Source organism: Mycobacterium sp. E183 (assembly GCF_001667735.1).
GTDB lineage: Bacteria > Actinomycetota > Actinomycetes > Mycobacteriales > Mycobacteriaceae > Mycobacterium.
In genome coordinates, this window is record NZ_LZJN01000142.1 from 116,225 (window position 1) to 139,941 (window position 23,717).

General features: G+C 67.6%; 24 protein-coding genes and 2 pseudogenes. 10 read left to right on the top strand and 16 right to left on the bottom strand.

All coding sequences use genetic code 11. The annotated features are described in order from the left end of the window. Positions 1-2 precede the first annotated feature (2 nt). Complete coding sequence (locus tag A5691_RS16155; protein ID WP_082950359.1) at positions 3-956, top strand: acetaldehyde dehydrogenase (acetylating); 954 nt, start codon at positions 3-5, stop codon at positions 954-956. Then, a complete protein-coding gene (gene dmpG / locus A5691_RS16160; RefSeq protein ID WP_067783919.1) occupies positions 953-1,972 on the top strand; it encodes a 4-hydroxy-2-oxovalerate aldolase in 1,020 nt (339 codons plus the stop codon). The genes A5691_RS16155 and dmpG overlap by 4 nt, the downstream gene beginning before the upstream one ends. 155 nt (positions 1,973-2,127) lie before the next feature. On the opposite strand, the gene A5691_RS16165 is transcribed toward dmpG, so the two are convergent. The 6 genes and pseudogenes from A5691_RS16165 to A5691_RS16185 all read right to left on the bottom strand — a co-directional run bounded on the left by A5691_RS16165 (position 2,128) and on the right by A5691_RS16185 (position 6,815). Then, positions 2,128-3,252 carry a Xaa-Pro peptidase family protein gene (locus A5691_RS16165; protein ID WP_067783921.1) on the bottom strand — a complete coding sequence of 375 codons (1,125 nt, stop codon included), beginning with the start codon at positions 3,250-3,252 and terminating at the stop codon, positions 2,128-2,130. After that, positions 3,242-4,477: a Xaa-Pro peptidase family protein gene (locus tag A5691_RS16170; RefSeq protein WP_067783923.1), complete on the bottom strand. Its 1,236-nt coding sequence runs from the start codon at positions 4,475-4,477 to the stop codon at positions 3,242-3,244. Before A5691_RS16170 ends, A5691_RS16165 begins: the two co-directional genes overlap by 11 nt. A 1-nt stretch (position 4,478) precedes the next feature. Continuing rightward, a pseudogene (locus A5691_RS16175) lies at positions 4,479-4,703 on the bottom strand (amidohydrolase family protein); the annotation flags it as partial. Then, positions 4,689-4,835 (bottom strand): annotated as a pseudogene (locus A5691_RS28360) (short chain dehydrogenase); the annotation flags it as partial. The pseudogenes A5691_RS28360 and A5691_RS16175, both read right to left, overlap by 15 nt. A gap of 39 nt (positions 4,836-4,874) precedes the next feature. Then, entirely contained in the window at positions 4,875-6,098 is a 1,224-nt protein-coding gene (locus A5691_RS16180) for a cytochrome P450 (RefSeq protein WP_068017298.1), read from the bottom strand. Positions 6,099-6,137: 39 nt separating this feature from the next. Next, on the bottom strand, positions 6,138-6,815 hold the full coding sequence (locus A5691_RS16185) for a TetR family transcriptional regulator (protein ID WP_067889120.1): 678 nt from the start codon (positions 6,813-6,815) through the stop codon (positions 6,138-6,140). Between the two features lie 146 nt (positions 6,816-6,961). On the opposite strand from A5691_RS16185, the gene A5691_RS16190 reads away from it, so the two are divergent. Then, positions 6,962-7,438, top strand: a complete 477-nt coding sequence (locus A5691_RS16190) for a nitroreductase family deazaflavin-dependent oxidoreductase (protein WP_068017295.1) — start codon at positions 6,962-6,964, stop codon at positions 7,436-7,438. A gap of 15 nt (positions 7,439-7,453) precedes the next feature. Here the strand turns inward: A5691_RS16190 and A5691_RS16195 are convergent, their stop codons facing one another. The 3 genes from A5691_RS16195 to A5691_RS16205 all read right to left on the bottom strand — a co-directional run bounded on the left by A5691_RS16195 (position 7,454) and on the right by A5691_RS16205 (position 9,534). Continuing rightward, positions 7,454-7,945 carry a DUF2231 domain-containing protein gene (locus A5691_RS16195; protein WP_068017292.1) on the bottom strand — a complete coding sequence of 164 codons (492 nt, stop codon included), beginning with the start codon at positions 7,943-7,945 and terminating at the stop codon, positions 7,454-7,456. A gap of 34 nt (positions 7,946-7,979) precedes the next feature. After that, entirely contained in the window at positions 7,980-8,603 is a 624-nt protein-coding gene (locus A5691_RS16200; RefSeq protein ID WP_067750221.1) for a hypothetical protein, read from the bottom strand. 121 nt (positions 8,604-8,724) lie between these two features. Next, complete coding sequence (locus A5691_RS16205) at positions 8,725-9,534, bottom strand: SigB/SigF/SigG family RNA polymerase sigma factor (protein WP_067750223.1); 810 nt, start codon at positions 9,532-9,534, stop codon at positions 8,725-8,727. A gap of 610 nt (positions 9,535-10,144) precedes the next feature. On the opposite strand from A5691_RS16205, the gene A5691_RS16210 reads away from it, so the two are divergent. The 3 genes from A5691_RS16210 to A5691_RS16220 all read left to right on the top strand — a co-directional run bounded on the left by A5691_RS16210 (position 10,145) and on the right by A5691_RS16220 (position 12,388). Next, a complete protein-coding gene (locus tag A5691_RS16210) occupies positions 10,145-11,044 on the top strand; it encodes an SDR family NAD(P)-dependent oxidoreductase (protein ID WP_067750225.1) in 900 nt (299 codons plus the stop codon). Positions 11,045-11,222: 178 nt separating this feature from the next. After that, entirely contained in the window at positions 11,223-12,008 is a 786-nt protein-coding gene (locus A5691_RS16215) for a heavy metal-binding domain-containing protein (protein ID WP_067750227.1), read from the top strand. Beyond that, positions 12,008-12,388 carry a DUF5073 family protein gene (locus A5691_RS16220; RefSeq protein WP_067750228.1) on the top strand — a complete coding sequence of 127 codons (381 nt, stop codon included), beginning with the start codon at positions 12,008-12,010 and terminating at the stop codon, positions 12,386-12,388. The genes A5691_RS16215 and A5691_RS16220 overlap by 1 nt, the downstream gene beginning before the upstream one ends. Positions 12,389-12,434: 46 nt before the next feature. Here the strand turns inward: A5691_RS16220 and A5691_RS16225 are convergent, their stop codons facing one another. The 4 genes from A5691_RS16225 to A5691_RS16240 form a co-directional block, all read right to left on the bottom strand. Next, a complete protein-coding gene (locus A5691_RS16225; RefSeq protein WP_067750229.1) occupies positions 12,435-12,902 on the bottom strand; it encodes a nuclear transport factor 2 family protein in 468 nt (155 codons plus the stop codon). Positions 12,903-12,925: 23 nt separating this feature from the next. Then, a complete protein-coding gene (locus A5691_RS16230) occupies positions 12,926-13,588 on the bottom strand; it encodes a cutinase family protein (protein ID WP_369827108.1) in 663 nt (220 codons plus the stop codon). A gap of 61 nt (positions 13,589-13,649) precedes the next feature. Next, positions 13,650-14,117: a hypothetical protein gene (locus tag A5691_RS16235; protein ID WP_068017286.1), complete on the bottom strand. Its 468-nt coding sequence runs from the start codon at positions 14,115-14,117 to the stop codon at positions 13,650-13,652. 44 nt (positions 14,118-14,161) lie between these two features. Then, positions 14,162-14,830, bottom strand: coding sequence for a TetR/AcrR family transcriptional regulator (locus A5691_RS16240; RefSeq protein ID WP_067750236.1), 669 nt, complete (start codon positions 14,828-14,830; stop codon positions 14,162-14,164). A gap of 154 nt (positions 14,831-14,984) precedes the next feature. Here A5691_RS16240 and A5691_RS16245 point away from each other — a divergent pair, with 154 nt between their 5' ends. Next, positions 14,985-16,751, top strand: a complete 1,767-nt coding sequence (locus A5691_RS16245) for an amidohydrolase family protein (protein WP_067750326.1) — start codon at positions 14,985-14,987, stop codon at positions 16,749-16,751. Between the two features lie 31 nt (positions 16,752-16,782). On the opposite strand, the gene A5691_RS16250 is transcribed toward A5691_RS16245, so the two are convergent. Further along, positions 16,783-17,346, bottom strand: coding sequence for a TetR/AcrR family transcriptional regulator (locus A5691_RS16250; RefSeq protein ID WP_156669965.1), 564 nt, complete (start codon positions 17,344-17,346; stop codon positions 16,783-16,785). A gap of 102 nt (positions 17,347-17,448) precedes the next feature. On the opposite strand from A5691_RS16250, the gene A5691_RS16255 reads away from it, so the two are divergent. The 3 genes from A5691_RS16255 to A5691_RS16265 all read left to right on the top strand — a co-directional run bounded on the left by A5691_RS16255 (position 17,449) and on the right by A5691_RS16265 (position 20,622). Beyond that, positions 17,449-18,036: a bifunctional 2-polyprenyl-6-hydroxyphenol methylase/3-demethylubiquinol 3-O-methyltransferase UbiG gene (locus A5691_RS16255; RefSeq protein ID WP_067784678.1), complete on the top strand. Its 588-nt coding sequence runs from the start codon at positions 17,449-17,451 to the stop codon at positions 18,034-18,036. Between the two features lie 72 nt (positions 18,037-18,108). Continuing rightward, positions 18,109-18,951, top strand: coding sequence for an enoyl-CoA hydratase-related protein (locus A5691_RS16260; protein WP_067750242.1), 843 nt, complete (start codon positions 18,109-18,111; stop codon positions 18,949-18,951). A gap of 312 nt (positions 18,952-19,263) precedes the next feature. Beyond that, a complete protein-coding gene (locus tag A5691_RS16265; protein WP_067784675.1) occupies positions 19,264-20,622 on the top strand; it encodes a hypothetical protein in 1,359 nt (452 codons plus the stop codon). Between the two features lie 8 nt (positions 20,623-20,630). Here A5691_RS16265 and A5691_RS16270 read toward each other — a convergent pair whose 3' ends face one another. Further along, positions 20,631-22,334 carry an FAD-binding protein gene (locus tag A5691_RS16270; protein WP_067750246.1) on the bottom strand — a complete coding sequence of 568 codons (1,704 nt, stop codon included), beginning with the start codon at positions 22,332-22,334 and terminating at the stop codon, positions 20,631-20,633. Further along, positions 22,331-23,716, bottom strand: a complete 1,386-nt coding sequence (locus A5691_RS16275) for an SRPBCC family protein (protein WP_067750248.1) — start codon at positions 23,714-23,716, stop codon at positions 22,331-22,333. Before A5691_RS16275 ends, A5691_RS16270 begins: the two co-directional genes overlap by 4 nt. Position 23,717 lies beyond the last annotated feature (1 nt).

Consider the following 23,717-nt stretch of genomic DNA (forward strand, 5'->3'; position numbering starts at 1 on the left):
CAGTGAGTAACGAACGATATCCGGTCGCCATCATCGGGTCGGGCAACATCGGCACCGACCTGATGATCAAGGTCCTCCGCAGCGACGGGCCGCTGGAGATGGCGGCAATGATCGGCATCGACCCGGGGTCCGACGGGCTGGCCCGGGCGAAACGCCTTGGCGTCCCCGTGTCTTCGGAAGGGATCGAGGGCCTGCTCGCGATGCCCCACTTCGACGAGATCCGGCTGGTGTTCGACGCCACCAGCGCCGGCGCCCATGTCCGGCACTGGAACTTTCTGCGCGACAAGGACATTCGCGTCCTCGACCTGACGCCGGCGGCCGTCGGACCATTCTGCGTGCCGGTGGTGAACCTGGAGGACCACATCGACGCGCCGAACCTGAACATGGTGACGTGCGGGGGGCAGGCCACCGTGCCGATCGTCGCCGCCGTCAACAACGCGGCCCCGGTGTCGTACGCCGAAATCGTCTCGTCCATCTCGTCGAAGTCGGCCGGCCCGGGCACGCGCGCGAACATCGACGAGTTCATCGAGACGACCGCCACCGCGCTCAAAGTGGTTGGCGGAGCGCAGCGCAGCAAGGCGGTGATCGTCCTCAACCCGGCCGACCCCCCGATCCTCATGCGCAACACCGTCTACTGCCTGGTCGAGGGCGACTGCGACCACGAGGCCATCGGCGCCTCGATCGCCGAGATGGTGGAGCGGGTCACCCGGTATGTGCCGGGCTACAAGCTCACCAAGCCCGTCCAGTTCGAGACGTTCGACGCCGACCGTCCGCTGCACATCCCGGAGACCGGGAAGTTCATGGGCACCCGGGTCACCGTGATGCTGCAGGTGACGGGCGCCGCGCACTACCTCCCCGCCTATGCGGGCAACCTCGACATCATGACGTCGGCCGCCCTGGCCACCGCGGAACGAATCGCCGCGCACTCGATGACGACTGTGGGGGTGAGGAAATGAGCAAGCCGCTGTACATCAGTGATGTCACGCTGCGTGACGGCATGCACGCCGTGCGACACTCTTACACCCTGGAGCAGGTCACCGAGATCGCCCGGGCGCTCGACCAGGCGGGGGTGGACTCTATCGAGGTCGCCCATGGAGACGGGCTGGCCGGGTCCAGCTGCGTCTACGGATTCGGCGCCCACACCGACCTGGAGTGGATCGAGGCCGTGGCCGGGACCGTAGAGCGGGCCAAGGTGGCGACCCTCGTGCTGCCGGGCATCGGGACCGTCCGCGACCTGACCGCCGCGCACCGGGCGGGCGCGAGTGTCGTACGCGTCGCGACGCACTGCACCGAGGCCGACATCTCCGCGCACCACATCGTCGCGGCGCGCGAACTCGGCATGGACACCGTCGGTTTCCTCATGATGAGCCACATGACCACCCCGCAGAAGCTCGCCGAGCAGGCCGTCCTGATGGAGGGATACGGGGCCGGGTGCGTCTATGTCGTCGACTCCGGGGGCGCGATGACCATGCGCGACGTCGCCGAACGGGTCGACGCGGTGCGGCAAAGCCTCGACAGTGCAACCGAAGTCGGCATCCATGCCCACCACAACATGTCGCTGGGTGTGGCGAATTCGATGGTCGCCGTGGAGCATGGCGCTCACCGCGTCGACGCATCACTGACGGGTATGGGCGCCGGCGCCGGTAACGCGCCGCTGGAGGTCTTCGTCGCGGCGGCCACCCGGATGGGCTGGCAACACGGCTGTGACCTCAACGCGCTCGAGGACGCCGCCGACGACCTTGTGCGGCCCCTGCAGCAGCGTCCGGTGCGCGTGGACCGGGAGACGTTGACGCTGGGATACGCGGGCGTGTACTCAAGTTTCCTGCGTCATGCCGAGGCAACTGCCGAACGGTTCGGCGTCGATGCGCGCACGCTTCTGGTCGAAGCCGGGCGCAGGGGCTTGGTCGGCGGCCAGGAGGACGTGCTTATCGATATCGCCCTCGACCTGACCGGGGAACGGGTTTCCGGGTAACCCCGGAGGTTTTGAGGTGGCAACGAAGGCATCGAGAGGCGACCCGCAGGTGTCTCCGAGGTTGCCCTCCTGTGTCGCCGACGCTGCCCGGCTGGGCTCTCGGCCGACCGCAGTGATATCGGGATCACGGAACTCACCCAGTGACGCAAGTGATTCTATTGACCCGACCACGACGGGCTGGCGGTCAGCACGTGGGGACCGCCCTCGGTGATGTGAACGGTGTCCCGTCTGAATAGCGCCCCGACACCCTTTTCCCAGACATACGCGGTGATGGCCAACACCATCCCCGCCTCCAGTTGGTCGAATTCGCCCGCTGCCAGCAGGGTTTGGGACACCACCGGCGGATCGAATCCCAGCCCCAATCCGTGCGCGATCGGCATCGGCGGAATCGGCTCGCCGGCGGCCTGATAGGCGGCCACCAAGTCCGAGGTGGGCGCGCCGGGCCGGCAGGCCGCAAGCATGTTGTCGTACAACGTGTTCGACCGCTCGAACAGGTCGCGCGTAGCCCGGTCGGCGTGGTCGCCGGCCGGCCACGTCCGGCCCACTTCCGCGACATAGCCGTTCGCCAGGGCCCCCGCGGCGAACGCGACCAGATCACCCGGCCGCCCCTCGCCCGATCCGGCGCGACGCCACGGGTGCTCCTTCGACGTCACCCACGCCGCGTCCTGGGTGGCGGGCGTGCTCACACCGCCCGCGGCCATGGCCTCCATCATGGCCCCCGCCAGCGCTCGTTCCGACACGCCCGGCGCGAATTCGGCCAGCGCGGCGGCAAGTCCGCGCTCGGCGACCCGGAGCGCCGTCGCCATGGCCGCGATCTCGTCGGCCGTCTTGACGCGCCGCGCCGCCCGCATCGCGGGCTCCGCGTCGACGAGCTCGGCGTTCGGGAACGCCTCCGGCAGCAGGGCGGCGAAAGTCGGAGTGATCGCATCGGTTCCGACCCGACGCGCGGTGTGGGCGCCATCGATCTTCGTCAGCACGTCGATGAGCGTCATCGGGTTCCAGGCCAGCCCGTACAGGTGATCGTGCCCGATCTCCTCCGGCACCCCCTCGTCGTCGGTGCTGTTGAGATAGATCTCGCCTGACCCGCGCACCACGACGCACATCGGGCCGAACGGTCGCGTCCCGGCGATCCACAACTGCGGTGCGCCGGTCACGTAACGAATGTTGGCTTGACGCCCAAGCACCAGCATGTCCAGCCCGTGCGCGTCCATCTGCGCCAACGCGCGGTCCCGGCGGCCCATCCGCAGCGCCGTGGGGTCGGGCAGAACTTCAGTCGCCATAGGGGGAGTAGGGGTAGTCGGTGATCGGCAGGTAGCCGTCTTCGGTGATCACCACGATCTCCTCACTGCGATAACCGCCCGTCCCGTCTTCCCACACCACGGGTTCCAGCACCAGAACCGTTCCGACCGGCAAGACGAAGTTGTCGTCGAACTCTTCGCCGAGATCCGTTCCGATCATGGGAGCTTCGGCGGGATAGGTCCCGATACCGTGGCCCAGATAGAAATGCGGCAACCAGGGTTTGCGGCCGCCGTTGGCGGCAATCGCCGCACGCGCCAGATCGCCGGAGCTGACACCGGCTTTGGTCACCGCGAGCACCGCGTCCATGATCGAACGCCATTGTCGGAACTGGTCCTGCTGTCGCTGGGTGGGCGGGCGACCGACCACCCAGGTCCGGCCGAAATCGGAGCAGTACCCGGCATAGGTGATGCTGATGTCGGTCCATAGCACGTCGCCGGCGGCCAGTTCACGATCGGTGGGAAGCAGCGGCAGCGCCAGATCGCCATGTGTCGTCCACACTCCGGCTTCTCGCGAACTCGGCATCACCTGCCAGATGGCCTCCAGCATGTTCGTGGTGGCACCCAGCTCGAAGGCGCGACGCACCAGCGTGGCCGACAGGTCGATCTGGCGGACCCCCGGCGCCAACGCCCGCTGCACGTCCACGATCGCCTGTTCGGTGATGCGGGTGGCCCGGCGAAGGCAGGACAACTCATCGCGAGTCTTCACCAATTGCGCAGCACCAACCACGATCGCCGCATCCGTCGGCTCGCCCCCGGGGAACAGCCTGCGGCCGGCCCTTCGCATCGCTCCGGTCAGTTCGTCGACCGCGACGTTCGCGCCCGGTGGGATCAGCCCAGCCAGCTCACGCGCGAATTGCTCGACGCCATGGTCGAATTCGAGGTAGACGGGCCCGTGCAGATGGTCGTCGGGCACCGGCGATTCCGCGGACGCTCCGCCGCGAAACGGCATGAACAGGTGCGGATGTTCGTCGTCGGCGAGCACGACCGCGACCGGGCGCTCCACGTGCGACAGCCCCGCGTCCAAGAGCGGCCAACTGGCGCCCGTCGCGTATCCGACGTAGCCGTTCATCAGCAGTATCAGCGCGTCCACGCCGTGATCGGCCATCGCGGACCGCAGCCTAGCGCCAGTCTCGGAACGCATGCGCGCCCTATCCGGCTCATCGGGGATGTCGATGAGTGTGCCCGGGACACTGAGTGATTCGGTCATCTCACAGGTCCGAGAACGTTCTGATGTTTGCGCTGGCGACGCGGACCGTGTTCTCGGTACCGACGGCGTCGACGACCGCGGCCAGCGACCGCTCCGAGTAGCCGTAGGTGCTCTCGTTGTGCGGGTAGTCCGACGACCACATCACCTTGTCGATTCCGATCTCGTCGACCTGGGCGAGCCCCAGACCATCCACCATAAACGAGGCGCACGTGTGGGAGTCCCCGAACTGCAATTCGAAGCCGCCTCGGGCCTCCTGGCGTTGCGGCGGCGTCATGATGCCGGCGTTGTTGAGCAAGATGTCAACGGGCCGGGCCTCGGCCGTCAGCTCGTTGCCCAGCGGCGCAACGCTTTCCAGCGAACGCCCGCAAGTCGGGCACCTGCGGGCCCGGGTCGGGTTTCACCATGTCACTGGCAGGTCATAGAGACCGTAAGCCAGCGCGTCGTGCTTGAAGGGCAGTTCTTCCAGCGGCGCCGCGAGACGCAGGGTTGGGACGCGACGCAGGAGCGTGGGCAGGACGATTTGCAATTCCATCCGGGCCAGCTGTTGCCCGACGCACTGGTGGCGACCGTAGCCGAACCCGACGTGCGGTCCGTCCTCGCGGCGCAGGTCCAGGCGGTCCGGGTCGGGGAACTGCCGGCCGTCCCAGTTCGCCGGAGCGACGTCGAGGATGATGCCCTCGCCGGCTCGGATGGTCTCGCCACCCACGTCGATGTCCTCGACCGCGATCCGCCGCTGGCCGGTTTGGATGATGCTGAGGTAGCGCATCAATTCCTCGACCGCGACGGCGATCACCTGCGGATCGTCTGTGTCGCGCATCAGCGCCAGCTGGTCGGGATGGTCGAGCAGGGCCGCGACGCTCAGGCTGATCATGTTGGCCGTCGTCTCGTGACCGGCGATGAGCACACCGGTGGCCAGCTGGGCCGCCTCGCGCACGGTGAGCTCTTCGGCGTTGACCCGCTCGGCGAGGTCGGAAACCAGATCCTCGGAGGGTCTTTGCATCTTGGCCCGCACCAAGTTCGCCAGGTACTTCGCCAGCGACGCCGCGCCCTGCGCCGTGTCTTCCTCGGTGGCGTAGCGGTCCATGCCGCGCTGGGCCTGGGTCTGGAAGAAGTCCGCGTCCTGGTAGGGCACGCCCAGCAACTCGCTGATGACCAGGGAGGGGACCGGCAGCGCCAATGTGCTCACGATGTCACCCGGCTTTGGGCCGGCCAGCAACGCGTCGACGTGGTCGTCGGTGATCTGCTGCACCGCAGGCCGCAGCGCCTCAACCCGCTTGAAGGTGAACGGTTTTGAGAGCATCCGGCGAAACCTGGTGTGCTCCTCGGCGTCGGAGGTGAACACCGAACGCGGCCGCTTGTGCACCGTCGCGAGCATGCCCTCGTTCCAATGCGGATAGCCCGGGAGCCGGTCGTCGACGCTGGTCCGCGAGTCGGTGAACAACGCCCGGGTCGCCTCATAGCCGTGGATCAGCCAGGGCGTGCTGTCGTCCCAGATCCGGACCCGGCTCAACTGTCTGTCGGCGTTGAGCTGCAGCACTTCTGGCGGCGGGGCGAACGGGCAACCCGGCGCCCGCGACATGGGGAACTCCGGAATAGCGGTGTCGGTCGAGACGTCGGTCATCGTGCTCCTCGGTTTGGCCTGTTCTGGTGTGCGGCGGGGCTAGGTGCGCGCCGCGCTCACATGGACCGGTGCGCGCCAGAGGCCGACGATCGCGTCGATCAGGCCCTCGCCGGCGACCGGCCAGGCCGAACGCGAACGCGGCCCGTGCTCGGCCAGAGCGCCTTCGTGCTCGGCGCAGGTGTGCATGAGCAGGTTGCGCACCATGACCATCCGTTCGGACCGCACCCGCCTGGGCAGGTCGGGAAGGCAACGGTTGATGCCGTCGATGGTTTGCACCAGCAGCGGCGACGCGAGCGCGTCTTTGGTGACGACGTGGCGGTACGTGGGATCGGCCATCGCCTGGGCGGCGAAGCGGGCGTACCAGCTGGGGGTGCCCAGCGCATGCAGATGATCGGTCAGTGGCCGCACCAGCGCGCCCACCCAGTCGCGCAGGTCGGCCGAATCGTCGATTGCGGTCAGCAGGTGCGCGCGCAGTGCCTCGATCGGCTTCCGATGCTTGTCCTCGATCGCCCGGAGCAGGTCGGTCCTGGTGCCGAAGTGATAGCAAGCCGCGGCGTTGTTGCCCTGCCCGGCCGCCTCGCTGATCTGCCGGTTCGATACCGCGTACATGCCGCGCTCGGCGAACAGCACTTCCGCGGCCGACAGGATCGCCTCCCGGGTGCCCGTCGACCTGTCGGAACGGGCGGCCCGTTCGGCGGTCATCGCCCAAGTGAACACGGACCATCATATTAAATCAAGCAATTTATTTAATCGGTGCGGCGCCAGGAAGGCGTGACCGAGCGCCGGCATCGGAAACCCCAGCCGTCAGGGTCATTTCACCGCTCCGATGCCCGCGCTGGGGCCGCCGGGAATACAGTCTGCGTATGAATCCGCTGCAGCGGGTGGCCCGGAATCCGGCGGCCTACCGCCGGCTCGTCCTGACTGGCCGGCCAGTCGCGGAAAGTCTTGAGGCGCTGCTTCGCTTCGCGACGACTGGACGGTTCGGTGTACTCGATCTCGTGGGCTTGCCGAACGTACAGATCACCACGTCGGGCCGCAAGACGGGCCTCGCCCGTACCGCGACCGTGCAGTACGTGCCGCTCGACGGCGGGTTGCTGCTGGTCGGCTCCAACTGGGGCCGAGAGCGCCATCCCTCGTGGTCGGCGAACCTCAAAGCGACACAACGCGTTACCGTCCGCAGGCGCGGCCATCGCTTCGTGGCATCGGTCCGGCTGCTCACCGGCGCGGAACGTGACCAAGCATGGTCCACGGCGGTAACGCACTGGCCGAACTACCAGGTCGCCCAGGATCGCGCGGGCCGGCGCACATTCCGGCTCTTTCTCCTCACGCCAACCGCATAGGCGCCGCGATAACCGCTAACCCGGGTGCGATTTCTGCAGACGCGCGATCTCGTCACCCCAAACCGATTGCGCCCCAGCATCACCCACGCGGTAGATCTGGATCGTCGATGCGATGGCGACGGCGAGCACCAGTATCGCGATGGTCGCCCGGACGGCCACACGGCTCTTGTCTGAGCGGCGTTCGATCAGGCGCATCGCCACGAGCACCAACGCGGCCGCCAGCAGCGCGGCCGCGAAGTAGGTCATCGTGCCGCCCAGGGCGGCGTGCTTTTGCAGGATCGCGCTGGGTTTGGTCCGCAGGTCATACAGCCATTCCCCGGCGTCCACCGTGATCGGCGTGAGCACCATGGTGACGATGGCCGATATCACCGCCAGCCACAACAGGGGGCCGCGCCGCGCCGTCGGCCAGAACACGCAGACGATCTCCAGCAGGGCGGTCACGGGTACGAGCACCACGACGAAGTGCAGCAGCAGCGCATGGGCCGGCATGCCGTTGATTACGGTCATCGGGCTCCTCGGATTGTGGGCGGTCAGCTCTCGGTCAGCCGCCGAGCCCCTTCTTGATGGCCGCGTCCTGTTTCTGGCCGACGTCGTTGACGAAATCCGCGGGGGCCAGCGTGTCGGGCGGTCCGTCGAACTGCAGTGTCACGAAGGCCCTGCCCTCGGTGAACATCAGCAGGGTCACACCCTTGTTGTGGTCGGGGGAGTTACCCAGCAGGGTCGTTCCGCCCGTCCCGACGGCGGCGGCTTGCGTGGTCGGGTTCTTGATCACGTCACCCTGACCGCCCTTGGCCGCGTTCAACGCGTTCGTTGCGGCGCCAGGGTCGGCCAACACCTGGATGGTGTCTTTGATGACGTGGCTGCCGTCCTCGTCCTTGAACGTCGTCGCGACGCCGGGCTGGCCGTTCGGGTTGGTGGTCGGCGGGGTGGCTGTGAACGGAATCGGGGCGTTGATGTCGCTGGCCTGGATCAGCAACCCGGTGTAGTCACTCGGCTGGGCGGGGCCCGACGATGCCGGCGCCGAGCTCTGGGCGCTGGTAGCCGAGCTGGACGACCCCGGCTTGGACGTCGAAGGCGTCGAATTCTTCCCGCCGCACCCCGACACCGCCACCGCCAGCGCCGTCGTCGCCGCGACTCCCGCGGCCACCGTCCGTGAAGTCCTCATCGTTCGAGCTCCCTTCCCAGGCCGCCTTCGGCGCCGCAGTCGAGTTCGTTCCCGAATCGCACAGTACATTGCGGCGTGGCGCGGGCGTGGCGCCCAAGGCCCCTGGCGGGCGATGAGTTGTTTACTCCAATTGGTCGCGCAAGCAGCGCAGGGTGCTGGCCAGGATGCGGGAGACCTGCATCTGTGACACCCCGATGCGCTCGGCGATCTGGCTCTGCGTCATCGATTCGAAGAACCGCATGCGCAACACCTCGCGTTCGCGTTCGGGCAGGCCGGCAACCAGGACACGCAGCGCCTCGCGGTTGGTGATGTGCTCGATCTGCGGGTCGAGGCCGCCAACGGCGTCGGCGACCAGTCGGGGCGTGCCCGAACTGTCGGCGCCCACCGGGGCATCCAGGGAATCCAGCCGGTAGGCGTCGCCCGCCACGAGGCATTCGACGATCTCCTCGCGGGGGACTTCCAGCACCTGTGCCAGCTCGCCCGCGGTGGGCGCGCGGCCCAGCTTCTGAGCCAGGTCCCCGGTCGTCCTGCTGATCTGCACGTGCAGTTCGCGTAGCCGCCGGGGGACCCGCATCCCCCAGCTGTAGTCGCGGAAGTACCTACGGACCTCGCCCATCATGGTCGGGACCGCGAAGCCGATGAAGCTGGGTCCCTTGGCGGGATCGAACCGGTTGATAGCGTTCATCAAACCCAGGCGCGCCACCTGGACGAGGTCGTCGATGCCTTCACCCCGGCGGGCGAAGTGGCTTGCCACGTGGTCGGCAAGAGGCAGACAACGGGCCACGATGCGTTCGCGCTGGCGGCCGTACTCATGCGACTCGGCGGGCATTTGGCGCAGTTCGACGAACATTTCGACCACGTCGTCGTAGGAATCGTCGGATTTCTTGTCGCGGCACTCGGCAGGGCGCGGGGTTGTTATCACATCAGTCATAGGCGCACGCGCCCGATGTTGGCGCGGTCGATCCTGAAACCTTTGCTGCACAGAGATTTTTGCATTGCTGACTCACTCCTCTGAGTCGTGTGCAGCGAGGCATGCGGTCATGCGCAGAATCGCCTCACTCCACCTCTATCCGCAGGACTGGGTCGTTTAGACAACGCGCACGGATTACCAACGAGAGAGATGACTCGGGTCGTTTCGCCGGAGCCATACCATGCTCAGTAGCCGTGCGGCTGACTGGCCGCTTTGAGCTAAACGGCGACACGTCCAGAACGGACTTCGATCTTGACTATACGCCCCATCGCACACGCCCGCGATCGCTTGGCCCGATTGGGGCCGAAACGCGTCGGCAACCGCAGCCGCCGGGCAACGAGGACGATCACAGCAAACCGCCAGAACATAGCCAAGTGAGCGTTGGCCAGCCATTCTGACGCCCTCACCGGTTAGCCGCAAAGGTGCGGGGACCGGCGGCGAGCAACCGGAGGGTGAGGTTCTCATTTGTACGCTCGCTGGGTACTGTTCGCCTAATGTTCGTGACCAAACTCGCGCGACGCGCCGTCGACCGGTGTCGAGAGCCTCTCGCGCACAACGTTTTCCGGCGCCGATGGCGGTGAACGACACAGACCGCCTGCTGGAGGGCCGCGGGGTGGTGGTGGCCGGCGGCAGCCGGGGAATCGGGCGCGCGATCGCCGAACTGCTGAGCGCTCTGGGCGCCGATGTCGTGGTCAATGGGCGCGACGAGGACGCCGTCGAGGAGGCCGTCGCCGCGATCACGGCGTCCGGCGGGTGCGCCACCGCGGTGGTCGGACCCGCGAACGAGGAGCGCGTCGCCGGGGCGCTGGTCGACGAGTGTGTACGCGCTCATGGGCGGCTGGACGCCCTGATCAACTGCGCCGGGGTTGCCGAGCCGCCAGGGTCCTCGATCCTGAACATCTCGCCGGACGAGTTCGACCGCCTGATCAGCGCTCACCTCGGTTCGGCGTTCCACACGTGCCGGGCGGCCGGTCGTGTGATGGCCGCGCAGGGGCACGGCGCGCTCGTCACCACCAGCTCGGTCGCCTTCTTGGGCGATTACGGCGGCACCGGCTATCCCGCGGGCAAGGGAGCGGTGAACGCCCTGACCGTGGCCATCGCCGCGGAACTGAAGCCGCATGGGGTGCGGGCCAACGTGGTGTGTCCCGGTGCCCGGACGCGGCTGTCCACCGGCGCCGAATACGAACGACACATCGAGGACCTGCATCGCCGCGGATTGCTGGACGAAATGACCATGCGGGCCTCCCTCGACAGCGCCCCGCCGGCCTTCGTGGCCCCGCTCTACGCGTATCTGGTGAGCGACCTCGCCCGGGCCGTCACGGGCCAGATCTTCGTTGCCGCAGGAGGATTCGTCGGGAGCTTCGACCGGCCGACGCCGCGGCTGCTGGGCTACCGGGACCACCATCAGGCCGAACCGTGGTCGGTCGACGAATTGCACAGGATGATCGGGGCCAAGCAAGCCGCGGGCTGAACGGCCCGGCAGCAAATCGATCTCGCCGCGGGCCGGCCGGCTCCGCGAGGCGCCGGGTCCCACGATCGCGGACCACCGTCATGTCGCCCGGGGTCCACTGGAAAGTCGCACGTTGGGGGTGTGCGTCGCGGTCGCGCGACATACGCTGTCCTGCGAACCGCAGGAGGGTGTTTTGACAATGCAACCGAACCCGCTCGACCCAGTTGCCAGCGAACGACTGTCGCACGCAGGCAAGGTGTTCACTTCCGACCTGTCCATCAACGAATTCGCGCTGCTGCACGGGGCCGGGTTCGAGCCGATCGAACTGGTGATGGGCGTCTCGGTCTACCACGTCGGTTACCAGTTCACCGGCATTCGGCAGCAATCCGAACTGCCCGTGCTCACCGACGCCACCTACCGGGCGCGCTGGAACGCGATGTCGCGGATGCAGGCGGAGGCCGATTCGCTGGGCGCGGACGGCGTGGTCGGCGTCCGGCTCGAATGGCGCCATCAGGGCGAGGGCGAGCATCTGGAGTTCATCGCGGTCGGGACCGCGGTGCGCTACACGGAGAAGCCCGGCGTTTACCGGCGCCCCAACGGGCAGGCGTTCACCAGCCACCTGTCCGGGCAAGACCTGACCACGCTCCTGCGATCGGGATTCGCCCCGGTGGCGTTCGTCATGGGCAACTGCGTGTTTCACATTGCCGTGCAAGGGTTCCTGCGCACGCTCAGCCAGGTCGGCCGCAACGCCGAGATGCCGCAGTGGACGCAGGGGAGCTACCAGGCTCGCGAGCTGGCCATGTCGCGTATGCAGAGCGAAGCCGAACGCGATGGCGGAACCGGCGTCGTCGGCGTGCATTTCGCCATCTCGAACTACGCGTGGGGCCATCACACCGTCGAGTTCTACGTGGCCGGAACCGCGGTGCGTCGCGGCGGCGAGCCGCAAACCCTCACGCCGTCGTTCGTCCTGCCCATGAGTGATTGATGACAAGCCTTGATCAACAGCGGGTCGGCCACGCCATCGGGACGACGCTGGCCGGTCCCGGGGGAGTCGGGCTGGTGCTCAGGGTCTTCTGCGGGGTTCCGGGGGTGATCCTCGTCCCGGCGCGGCGCGGCTTCTTCCGGTCGCAGCCCGAGCGGGTGCAGATCGGCGACTGGCGTTACGAAGTCACCCCGGACGGCCGCTTGAGCGCCGCCCACCTGGTGAACGGCATCGTCTTGGCCGAGGAGGTGCTCGCCGCCGGCGCGGTCGGACCGCACATCGCCCGCGCGCTCGGACAGCTGGTGAACAGTTACGGCCCGACCATCATGCCCAACATCGATGCGGCGCTCGAGGTCCTGGAGGCGGGGGCCGGGCCACGCTGAGGGCGAATTACCTTGCGACAAACGGGGTTTGGGCCAGGGCGCACGTTCACTGGGTTTGCGTTTGGTCGATGCCCACCACCCACCGGCTGAACCGCCAGCGGCCGTCCTGTTTGACCGCGGTGAAGTCGTAACATCCGGTCAGGTCGGGACGGGGCGGCCCACCGTCTGAGATGGCGAAGACCTGAACGTAGCAGTGCCCGGTCGCTTCGTCCGCGCCCTGGCTGGAGAACCAGAACGAGTTCAGCGCATGGCGGCGTTGATTGTGCTCGGCCCGAAACGCTGCCTTCCGGGCCGCGAGCAGGCTCATCACCGTGTCGATGTCAGCCGACAGCGGTCGGCCCTCGTGCAGCAGGACGAGCTCGGGGGATTCGGTGAACAAGGCGCGAAACTCGTCGAGCCGGTCGTGGTCGTAGGTGTAGGCGTAGGCGCCGAACAAGTTGATGATCGCCAGCCGATCGGCGACATCGAAGGCCGCGCTTCCGACGCCGTCGATCGGATCTCCGTCAGCGGCCACAGTGGCCTCCCCGAGCGTTTGAGCTATATGCGGCCGGCCGCGTAATCCGCCGCCTGATCCACCATGCCAGCTTCGACGTACTGCCGATGGGCAATGGGGTTCGTGGCGTCCGAGCAGATCGGGTCGCCGGGCACGCACAACTCGATGGTCTTGCCCGCATACGGTGGACCGATCGTCACCGGCGGCTCGTTGATGATGTTCATGAACTGGCTCGACGGCTTGCCGAAGAGCGTGACCGCGGCCACGTGGTTGGAAACCTCCGCCGGCATTGGCTGCAGGGCCTGCACCAGGTGCACCCCGTCGGGGACGGCGCTTTCGGTGACGAAGCCGATCACGGCCGCGCCCTGGGAGTATCCGCCCAGCACCATCCTGGTTCGCGGGCAGGAGACCGCCATGTGTTCGACGTGCGCGCCCGCATCGCTGATGCCGTCCACGGCCTTGGGGAAATCCGTCGTCGCCGGGTAGTCGACCGGGTAGACGCCCAGGGACCTGCCGCCGACGTGCGAGCGCAGGGTGTCGACGAAACTCTGACCGATTCGGCCGACGCCGGGCGGCTCATTGGTGCCCCGCGCGAACACCACCTCGACATCGGGGCACGGGTCGGCCGCCGTCAGCGGGGCAACCGGAAGCGCCCAAAAGGGCGCCAGCACAGCACCAATCAGACCGCCGAGGGTATGCGCCTTCACAGCGCGATCTTGTCACAGGCTGACCAAACGCGCGCGTTATGCGGCGGGGGCCCACACCGGGCTACCGCGACCCGGGAGCCTGGGATCGTCTGTGCACCAACGAACCGGCGGCGCGCAGCGCGCCGCGAAACGCGTAGGCGACGGTCACGATGGTCAGCAGGATCAGCAGGACGAACATGGGTAGCCAGTTGCCCCTGTCGTGGTCGACGTCCCACCAGATGATGGTGAACAGCACCGCGCAGACCAGGAGCACCAAGTCCCGCCAGTTGCCCTGGTAAGACAATGCCGCCTTGCGCAACGCCCGCCCCCGGTCGGAGGTCTCGATCAGGTCGTCGATGCGGGCGTCGATGGTGCGCTGCAATTCGGCGCGTCGCCCGGCGGCCTCCGGCGGCAACCGCTCCAGCAGGTCCATGTCCTGCGCGATCATGCCCCGATAATCCGGGCCGCGGAACTGGCCGGCGGCGACGGCCAGCATCGCCCCACCGAATACCGGCGCGCTATTGAGCGCGATCTGTCCGAGGCCGGTCATGCCCGCTCCTTGTGGTTGTCGTCAACCGAGCCCGTCGCCGATTGTCACGATGCCTTGGAAGGGCGCCGCCGCGTGCGCGGCTCGGGCGTCTGCAGCGCGCCCATCGCGCGCACCAACTGCGGATAGGCGATCGCCGGCCCCAGCCAGCGGGTGAGGTACCGGCGCAGATCGGCACCGCTGCGCGGCGGCCGCCCCGGGTCGGCGAGGAACGAGTGCAGCACCCGAAGGCTGAATTCATTCAGCTCGTCGAGGCCGGCTTCGTCGAAACCGTAGCTTTCCCAATCGATGTCGTAGCGGTGCAGCATCGACCGCCCGAACGCCAGAGCGGTATCGGAGATGATCGACACCTTCTGCCCGCCCCGGTGGCGCTGGCTCAGCACGACTTCGACCTGGTTGTCCGAGGCCAACTCTTCGATGGCGAAGGCCATCCCTTCGGTCATCGCCACGACCGGGTCGGTGACGCCCTCGAGGTGGGCGGCCATCCGATCCAGGAAGCCGTCGGCCGACCGCATGGCCGACGCCACCAACAGAGCCTGCGTCCCGGGAAAGTACCGATAAACGGTCTGCCGGGTCACCCCGAGCGCCCGCGCCACGTCGGCGATCCGCATCGCCGAGCCGCCTTCGTCGATGATCCGGTCGGCGGCATCGAGGATGCGCTCGATCGCCTCCTCGTCGGAGGCGGGCGCATTTCCTGCCCAACCGTGACTGCGCATCTATCGAGCGGCAACGCCGTAGCCGGTGATCCCCACAGCCGGATCATAGCGGCTGGAAGCAGGCGATCGGTGCTGGTTAACACGGCCGGACACTTCTGCCGTTATGTATGATCGCTGCGAATCTGGGGGTGCCGCGCGGCAGGAAGGCGGGACTTTGCACTACGACACCGTAATCACAGGTGGTCGCTGGTTCGACGGGACGGGCGCGCCGTCGGCGCGCAGAAACATCGGTGTGCGCGACGGCCGGGTCGCGATCGTCACCCCGGAATCGCTCGACACGACGGGCGCCGAGGTGATCGACGCGACGGGACAGTGGGTGATGCCCGGCATCATCGACATCCATACGCACTACGACGTCGAAATACTTTGTGAGCCAGCACTTTCCGAATCACTGCGACACGGGGTGACGACCGTGATGCTGGGATCGTGTTCGTTGTCCACGGTCTATCTGGACAACGTCGACGCGGGGGACATCTTCGGCCGGGTCGAGGCGATTCCGCGGCGCTATGTCATCGAGCATCTCGACGCGGCGCGCTCCTGGAACAATCCGGCCGAGTACGTCGCCGAACTCGACCGGCGCAACCTGGGCCCCAACGTGGCCGCTTTCATGGGCCACTCCGACATGCGTGCCGCGACGATGGGCCTGGACCGGGCGACGCGCAAGGACGTCCGGCCGTCCGCGGCGGAGCTGGCGCGGATGGAGTCGATGCTGAACGAGGCGCTCGACGAGGGATTCGTCGGGATGTCCTCACAACAACTGCTGTTCGACAAACTCGACGGCGACGTCTGCCGGTCGCGCACGCTGCCGTCGACGTACGCCAAGACCCGCGAACTGCGCCGGTTGAACGCGATCTTGCGGCGGCGCAACAAGATCCTGCAGTCGGGGCCGGATATCAAGAATCCACTGTCGGTGGTCTCGCAGCTGGCGACGTCGCTGGGCCTCGGCCGTCCCCGGCTGAAGACCAGCCTGCTCTCGGCGGCCGACATCAAGGCGATACCCCCGGTGATCCACCTGATGGACCGGCTCGCGCGGGTGGTGAACGGCCTCGGCGGCGACTTCCGCTGGCAGCATCTGCCGGTGCCGTTCGAGGTCTACGCCGACGGGATCTCGTTGGTGGTGTTCGAGGAGTTCGGCGCGGGCGCAGCGGCGCTGCACCTGCAAAGCGAGATCGAGCGCAATCAGCTCATGCGCGACGAGGACTACCGCCGCCGGTTCCGCGAGGACTACGACCGCAAGTTCGGGCCCAGGGTGTGGCACCGCGACTTCTTCGACGCCGAGATCGTGGCCTGCCCCGACCGGACGGTGGTGGGCAAGTCCTTCGGGCAGGTGGGGCTGGACCGCGGCGGCCTGCATCCGGTCGACGCGTTTCTCGACTTGGTGGTGGAGCACGGCGAACAGCTGCGCTGGCGCACCACGATTTCCAATCATCGCCCCGAGGTGCTCAAGAAGCTGGCACGAAGTGAAACCGTGCAGATGGGCTTTTCCGACGCCGGGGCGCACCTGCGCAACATGGCCTTCTACAACTCCGGGCTTCGCCTGCTGCGGCACGTGCACGAGGCGGAAAAGCACGGCACCCCGTTCATGTCGGTCGAGCGTGCCGTGCACCGGCTCACCGGCGAGCTCGGCTCCTGGTACGGAATCGACGCAGGCACCCTGCGCGAAGGTGATCGCGCCGACCTCGTCGTGATCAATCCGGACAAGCTCGACGCTTCGCTGGATCGTTACGCCGAGCATCCGGTGGAGTCCTACGGCGGGTTGTCGCGGATGGTCAACCGCAACGACGAAACCGTCAGCGCCGTGCTCGTGGCGGGACGGTTCGCGTTCGGTGCGGGCGAGCCCGCACCGGCACTGGGCAGGCAGAAGTTCGGCCGTTTTCTGCGGGCCGGTCAGGATTCCCGGAGCCTGACGCCGGTGGCGTGACGCGCCGCCTAATCATTTGCGGCACCGCCGGTTAGGCGACGGAGGCGCCAAGGATGAGGTTGACGGCCTCTTCGAGTTGTCCCTCGATCTCGTCGAAGCTGACGAACCGGGCGGTCATCAGGGCGCCGGAGAAGGTGATCTGCAGTGTGGATTTGACCGCACGCGGCCAGCCGGGACCCAGGGCGGCCCCGATCCGCGCGGACACCTCCTGCCCGATCTGCTCCCGGATCGGTTGCACCGCCGGGTCGTCGGCCATCAGCGCGGCGCCGCACGCGGCGGTCAGCTCGGGCTCGTCGGCGACCACCACGGCCATGTCGCGCAGCGTCGCGCTGACCCGCGCCTTGGTCGTCTCGTTGACGTCGGTATGCAGCGGGAGCTCGCGCAGGAACCGCAGGTACACCGCCGCCACCAGCGCGCTTTTCGACGGAAAGTAGGTGTAGGCGCTGGCCGGCGACACCCCGGCGCGGGTCGCCACCGAACGCATCGTCAGATTCGCGTACGACGATTCGCGCAGCTCCTCCAGCCCGGCGTCGAGGACCTTGCGGATCGTCTGGCCCGGCCTGCGGTCGGACCGGCGCGCCGCATCTTTAGACACCCGTCCAGTGTAGGAAGGCTTCGCCCGGGCGCGGCAGGGCAACCTGTCGGCCGCCGGCCCGGAACCGCGGGCGGCCGTCCAAAAGGATCTAGAGTGGCGCCCATGGCCGAGGCGGACCGGCGGCGCTGGGACGAGCGGTACGCCACGAAGGCACCGCCTCCGGTGGAGGCCGTGGGACCGCCCGAATTCCTGGCCCCCCACGCGGAGCTGCTTCCCGCCGCGGGCAGTGCCCTCGATCTCGCGTGCGGGGCGGGGCTGGCGGCGGTGTGGCTCGCGACGCGCGGGCTTGCGGTGCAGGGAGTGGACGTCTCGCCGGTGGCCGTCGCCCATGCCCGGGACTTGGCTCACCGCGCCGGGGTCAGCGACCGGTGCCGGTTCGAGGTCGTCGACCTCGACGACGGACTGCCGGCCGGGCCGCCCCTGGATGTCATCCTCTGCCACCGATTCCGGGACCGTCGCCTCGATCGCGCGATCGTCGAGCGCCTGGCGCCGGGCGGGTTGTTGGCGATGGCCGTGCTGAGCGAAGTCGGCGGCTCCCCGGGGCCGTTTCGCGCGGTCGCCGGTGAGCTACCCGCGGCGTTCGCCGACCTCGAGCGGGTCGCGTCCGGTGAGGGTGCGGGTTGCGCCTGGCTGCTCGCGCGCGCGGCCGACGCCGCTGGGAGGCAAGCTTTTTCGCCGCCGCGGACATAGCGCGCAGCGCATTGGCGATCGAGCAGGACGAATCGGCTTCCGGCCCGGCGGTCTGAAGGTAATGTCACGCGCATGGAGCGGCGCGTCCTGGAAGCGGTGATCTACGAGCGCGAGCCGCCGATTGCGCGGATCATCCTGAACCGGGTCGACAAGGCCAACACCAAGGACGCGGTTCTGGTCACCGAAGTCGACGAGTGCCTGCACGAAGCCGACCGTGACAAGGAGATCAAGGTCGTCATCCTCAAGGCGAACGGAAAAGGGTTTTGCGGGGGACACGTGGCCCGCTGGGGCCCCGACGAAAATCCGTATCCGGATTTCGGTGAGACCTTCGAGGACCTGTACAAGGGCACCGCCGACCTGTTCCTGTGGCCGACGCTGTATCTGTGGGAATTCCCCAAGCCGACCATCTCCGCGATTCACGGCTACTGCATGGGCGGGGGGATCTACCTCGGCCTGCTGACCGACTTCTGCGTCGCATCCGAGGACGCGTACTTCCAGATGCCGCTCGCCCAGAGCCTCGGCGAGCCCGGCGGCCACACCATGATCGAGCCGTGGTTGCTGATGAACTGGCATCGCACCATGGATTGGCTGCTGCTGGCCCCGACGCTGTCCGCGCAGGAAGCCCTCGACTGGGGCCTGCTCAACAAGGTGGTGCCGCGCGAAGAACTCGAGGACACCGTCGAGGAGATGGCGCGCAAGATCGGCCAAATCCCGTTGACCACGTTGATGGCGGTGAAGAACAACGTTAAGCGTGCGTGGGAATTGATGGGGATGCGGGTCCACCTGCAGGTCAGTCACATCCTGACGAACATGGTGGGCGCCGCCACCGATGTGCAGGCCCGGCGGGCCGAGCTGAAGCAGTCGGGCATGAAGCCGCGCGAGTTCGTCGGCCAGGACGACCCGCAGAACCCGTAGCCCGATCACCGCTCAACGCGAGCCGGTGAAGACCCGGTGAGAGCCGTGAAAATTGGCGCATGACAGCCCCGGTCGGTGAATTAGGATTGCACCTGGTAGCGGCTGGCGCGCCACTGCACCACCCGCATGGCCGGCACAACGAGAGGGGTGCTTGGTGGCTGCAGCGTATCGGACCGCCCATGCCCCGGCGCGTGCCCGTGCCGTCGGGCCAGACCGTGAGAAAGTGCCCGCCCGTCCAGGATGTCGGCACGGCGCTCTCCCCGGCGTGACTTACCGGCGAAGTTCGCTTCAGCACAAGGAGAATGACCCGACATGACGCAGACGTTGAATGTGGAGTACGAGGAACTCCTGACGCGAGCCGCCGAACTTGAGCAACCGCTGCCGACCGTTCCGTCCTCCAATCCACAAGGGCCGTGCAATCTTTCGTTCATCAGCGATACCGCGACCCGACTCGCGCTCACCGCTGACACGTTGCGCCTGTACCTCAAGGGCTGCGAACGGGAATGGAGGAGTCTGGCGAAATCCCTGAGGAACGCGGCCAAGGCCTACGAAGAGGTCGACACCGGGGCCGCGGAGGACATCGGCAACATCCTGAACAACGACGCTTCCGCTGCGGGGGTGGCGGCGCCGACGCTGGCCGCGGACGAGGAGCCCTGGACGGCGCCCGAGCCGATGGCGGCGCCGCCGCCGTTCGAATACCCCTACTACGAAGTCCGGCAGGCAGCCGAGGACATCGAGACGGGGGACCAGGGCACGTCGTTCCGGGCGTTTGCGCAGGAGTGGAAAGCGTTTCAGCAGTCATTTCAGGAACAGACCTATCGGTTCCGGCTGTTCAGCCGCTGGGAGGGTGAGGCGACGGAGCAGGTCGAACGGAATTTCCAGCAACAAAAAGAGTGGATTTACAAGATGGCGAAACTGTGCGCCGACCTCGGACAGCAGGCCGACCGGGTCGTCGACGTGCACAAGAAAGTCACCGCCACCACCGGATACATGAATCAACACGCCCTGGGCGGCGCGCATCCCACGACCTACGAAGTGTCGCAATGCGATTACTGGTATCGGTATTACGTGGAAAACGGCTACCAGGAATACATCGCTTCGGCCATTGACTGGTACGAAAAACTTCAGGCGACCTCGGAATCGGCATTGAAGTACTACGTCCAGTACGCGAACATTCCCCTGAAGCCGTTGAACCCGGACGCTCCGCCCAAGGCCCACGTCATCAAGGCGCCCGGGGAAACGCCGAAGCCGGATCCCAAGCCCGAGCCCAAGCCCGATCAGGGGACGGCGCCGTCGCCGACGCCGACCCCGACGCCCGCGCAGCTCGGCCAGCTGGCGGGGAACATGGCGCCGGCGCTGCAGGGTGCTGCGCAGGGCATGCAGGGCGCCATGCAGGGCATCCAGGGGCTCACCCAGGGCATGGGCGGCGCGTCGACGCCCGCGCAGCTCGCGTCGGACACCACCCCGGAGCCGCCGCCCGCCGACGAAGCGAAAAAGGACGACGAGGACAAGGACAAAGAGGACCAAGAGAAAAAGGACGAGGCGACGACGGTCGCCGAAGGCGCGGCGGCCGGGGACCAGGCGTCGGGCAACGCCCCCACCGAGCCACCGGCCGCGGGGCAGCCCGGGGCCACCACCCCCGGGGGAACGCCGTCAGGCGTGGTGCTCTAGGTGACGTCCTAGCGGGCGCGGCTTCTCTCGCCGGCGACCCTGCGGCCCGCGGCATGGCGGGCGGCGACATAACCGAAAACCATGGTGTAGGCGATGCTTCCGCCGGCGCCCAGGTAGTTCCGGCCCATGACCGTCGCCGTGAGGTTGCCCGTCGCGTACAGCCCGTCGATCACGCAGTCGTCCTCGTCGAGCACCTGCGCGTGCTCGTTGGTGATCACCCCGCCGCACGTCCCGACATCGGCGGGAACGACCTTGGTGGCATAGAAGGGGGCCCGCTCGAGCGGGCCGAGCGCGGCGTTGGGGCGGTACCCGGGATCGCCCAGACAGTCGTTGTACGCCGACTGGCCGCGCCCGAAGTCCGGGTCGAGGCCCTTGACCGCAAACCCGTTGAAGCGCTTGATCGTCTGCTCAAGCGCGTCGGAGGGCACGCCCATCTGGCGAGCGAGGTCGCCGACGGTCTCGCCCCGCACGACCGCGCCCCGCGTGACCAGCTCCTCGGGGAGGCGGCGCCTCTTGAACGGGTTGGCACCCGACACGTATCGGGTGATGTAGCCCTCGTCGAAAACCATCCAGCACGGCACGGCCTTGTTCGCGTACATCGCTTTGCCGACTTCGACGTACGAGTTGGACTCGTTGCAGAACCGTCGGCCCGTTCCGTCGACGTAGATGGCGCCCGGCCGCTGCCGGCCGCTGCCCAGCGCCCGCGCGGCGTCACCGCCGTCGGCGATGAAAACCGATGGCAGCCACCATGCCTCGTCCATCAGGTCGGTCTTGGCGCCCAGGCCGATCGCGGACTGCAACACCTCGCCGGTGTCGCCGGCGTTCGCGATCGACCAGTGCCCCTCGTTGGGCTGGTCCCCGCTGTAGCGGCGGCGCATGTCCGCGTTGCGGCTGAAGCCGCCCGCGGCGAGTAGCACGCCCTTGCGGGCCTCGACGTTGAGAACGGTGCCGTTGCGGGCCACGCGCGCGCCGACCACGCGGCCGTCCTCGACGATCAGGTCCTCGATGGCGGCGCCGGTCCAGATCGGCGGCTCACCGCGCAGGTCGATCAAAGCTTTGAGCATCTGCCCGATCAGGGATGCGCCGTTGGTCAGCATTTCGCGGCGGCGGAGCCTGGCCGCCCTGGTGCGCGCGAACACCCGCATGGCCACCGCGAAGGCGCGCGGCGACCGATTGAAGTACTGCACCGAACGCAGCTCGTTCGTCTTGAGGACGAACCCGCCGTAACTCTTGGCCATCGAGGGCTGGACCTTGTCGCTCCAGCTTCCCAGCGCGGCCGCATCGTAGGGGACGCACTCGATGGCGCGGCCGGCTTCGTTGCCGCCCTTGTGGTTCGGGTAGTAGTCGCTCCAGCCCGGGCATCGCACGAACCGAACCCCCTTGCGGGTCAGGAAGTTGATCATCTCGTACCCCGCGGTGAGGAACATCTCGCGCCGCGCCGGCGATGAGGCGGAGCCGATGTCACCGACGACGTCGTCGAAGTAGGCCAGCCCGTCCTCGTGTGAGTCCGGGATGCCGTCGGCGCGCATCAGCGGGTTGTTGGGCAGCCACACCATGCCGCCGGAGAGGCCGGTGGAACCGCCCACCAGGGGTTGCTTTTCGATCACCAGCGGTTCGATGCCGGAGTCCAGCGCCGCCAGCGCCGCGACCATGCCGCCCCCGCCGCTGCCCGCGATGAGCAGATCGACCGTGCGGTCCCACCGGCCGGTCATCGTGCCCCCCCGCTGAAACCGAGGTCGGCGACGGGCACGTCGATGGTGGTGTTGGTCTTCTGGATGGCGGGCACCAGGGCGTCGTACGGCAGGCCGGCGAGGAAGCCGTCTATCACCCGTTCGAAGTTGGAGATCAGGCCCTCGATCCTGCTGGACAGTCGCATGTACTCAAAACCCTTGGAGTGCAAGCCTTTTTGCTGTCGGGGCAGATTCGAGAAATCCTGGGCCGGTATCGGAGGCCAGCGCGGGTCGTCGGGTGCCATGGGCACCGGCGGCGTCGGTTTTGGCGTGCTCTGCTCTGGCGGGATGCGGGTGAGTGACCAGATCTCGAACAGCGTTTCCTCCGGGCCGAGCGGCCGGATCCGGTACGACGAGGCGCTGCTGTACTGGGGCAGCAGGAAGTAGTGGGGGAAGCCGAAATTGATCGCTTCGGTGATGCCGCGCCGCTCGAGTTCGTTGAGGTCGGGGATGTCGCAGCCGCGGGCTCGATGCCAGTGCACGATCGCGTCGTTGAGCGTGCGGCGCCACACGGCCATCGCCTCGGCGGGGTCGGCCGGCAGTTCGAGGTCCTGCAAGCCCTCGGCGATGCGGACATCGTTCTCGTGCGTCATGCCGGCCATGCCTTCGCCCAACGTCCGCATGAAATAGAGGTTGGTCTGGGCCAATCCGGGTGGTTCGGCCGTGCCGGGCCGCTTCGGCATGCTGGACGGCAGCAGTTGCGGGTGGGTCTGCGGGACGTGATAGCCCTCCATGAAGGCGGCCGTCGCCAGCTTCCAGTTCACCGGCAGCCGGCACGACTGCCACCACTCGACCCGCAGCGACTCGACCTTCCACGCGTCGTAGATCGATGCGAACGGCTCGAAGCAGTCACGGAACGGCGGTGCGCCGTCGTCGAGGTTGATCCACGCGCATCCACCCCAGACCTCGCAGCGGACCGAAACCAGGCGAAGATCCTCCGGGTCCAGGTTGTGCTCGTCGAACTCCTCGGGCCTGAGCACAAAGGTGTTGCGGCCGTCGATGCCCCAACACCAGCCGTGGAACGGGCACACGAAGGTGCGCCGGTTTCCGTTGCCCTCCACCAGCTTCACCCCGCGGTGGCGACAGGCGTTGTGGTAAGCGCGAACGTTTTCCGCGTCCAGGCGGACCACGATGATCGACTCGTCAAGGATCTCGTACTCGACGTAGTCGCCGGCCTTGGGAATCTCTTCCAGACGGCAGGCCATCTGCCACACGCGCGGCCAGAGCATTTCGCTTTCGAGCGCGTAGAACTCCGGGTCGTAGTAGCGCTGCTTGGGAATGCGATCGACGGCCTGGACCGCCCACGGCACCGGAAGCGGGGTCCAGTTCAGTTGGCTGTTATCGGTGCTCTGGGTGGTGACCATT

What these genes read in the sequence shown, in the direction of transcription:
- A5691_RS16190 (WP_068017295.1), top strand. Translation starts at nt 6,962, where the DNA reads ATGAATCCGCTGCAGCGGGTGGCCCGGAATCCGGCGGCCTACCGCCGG.
- A5691_RS16220 (WP_067750228.1), top strand. Translation starts at nt 12,008, where the DNA reads ATGACAAGCCTTGATCAACAGCGGGTCGGCCACGCCATCGGGACGACG.
- A5691_RS16195 (WP_068017292.1), bottom strand. Translation starts at nt 7,945, where the DNA reads ATGACCGTAATCAACGGCATGCCGGCCCATGCGCTGCTGCTGCACTTC.
- dmpG (WP_067783919.1), top strand. Translation starts at nt 953, where the DNA reads ATGAGCAAGCCGCTGTACATCAGTGATGTCACGCTGCGTGACGGCATG.
- A5691_RS16255 (WP_067784678.1), top strand. Translation starts at nt 17,449, where the DNA reads ATGGCCGAGGCGGACCGGCGGCGCTGGGACGAGCGGTACGCCACGAAG.
- A5691_RS16180 (WP_068017298.1), bottom strand. Translation starts at nt 6,098, where the DNA reads ATGACCGACGTCTCGACCGACACCGCTATTCCGGAGTTCCCCATGTCG.
- A5691_RS16260 (WP_067750242.1), top strand. Translation starts at nt 18,109, where the DNA reads ATGGAGCGGCGCGTCCTGGAAGCGGTGATCTACGAGCGCGAGCCGCCG.
- A5691_RS16200 (WP_067750221.1), bottom strand. Translation starts at nt 8,603, where the DNA reads ATGAGGACTTCACGGACGGTGGCCGCGGGAGTCGCGGCGACGACGGCG.
- A5691_RS16265 (WP_067784675.1), top strand. Translation starts at nt 19,264, where the DNA reads ATGACGCAGACGTTGAATGTGGAGTACGAGGAACTCCTGACGCGAGCC.
- A5691_RS16165 (WP_067783921.1), bottom strand. Translation starts at nt 3,252, where the DNA reads ATGGCGACTGAAGTTCTGCCCGACCCCACGGCGCTGCGGATGGGCCGC.
- A5691_RS16170 (WP_067783923.1), bottom strand. Translation starts at nt 4,477, where the DNA reads ATGACCGAATCACTCAGTGTCCCGGGCACACTCATCGACATCCCCGAT.
- A5691_RS16235 (WP_068017286.1), bottom strand. Translation starts at nt 14,117, where the DNA reads ATGACCGGCCTCGGACAGATCGCGCTCAATAGCGCGCCGGTATTCGGT.
- A5691_RS16210 (WP_067750225.1), top strand. Translation starts at nt 10,145, where the DNA reads ATGGCGGTGAACGACACAGACCGCCTGCTGGAGGGCCGCGGGGTGGTG.
- A5691_RS16240 (WP_067750236.1), bottom strand. Translation starts at nt 14,830, where the DNA reads ATGCGCAGTCACGGTTGGGCAGGAAATGCGCCCGCCTCCGACGAGGAG.
- A5691_RS16275 (WP_067750248.1), bottom strand. Translation starts at nt 23,716, where the DNA reads ATGGTCACCACCCAGAGCACCGATAACAGCCAACTGAACTGGACCCCG.
- A5691_RS16215 (WP_067750227.1), top strand. Translation starts at nt 11,223, where the DNA reads ATGCAACCGAACCCGCTCGACCCAGTTGCCAGCGAACGACTGTCGCAC.
- A5691_RS16270 (WP_067750246.1), bottom strand. Translation starts at nt 22,334, where the DNA reads ATGACCGGCCGGTGGGACCGCACGGTCGATCTGCTCATCGCGGGCAGC.
- A5691_RS16205 (WP_067750223.1), bottom strand. Translation starts at nt 9,534, where the DNA reads ATGACTGATGTGATAACAACCCCGCGCCCTGCCGAGTGCCGCGACAAG.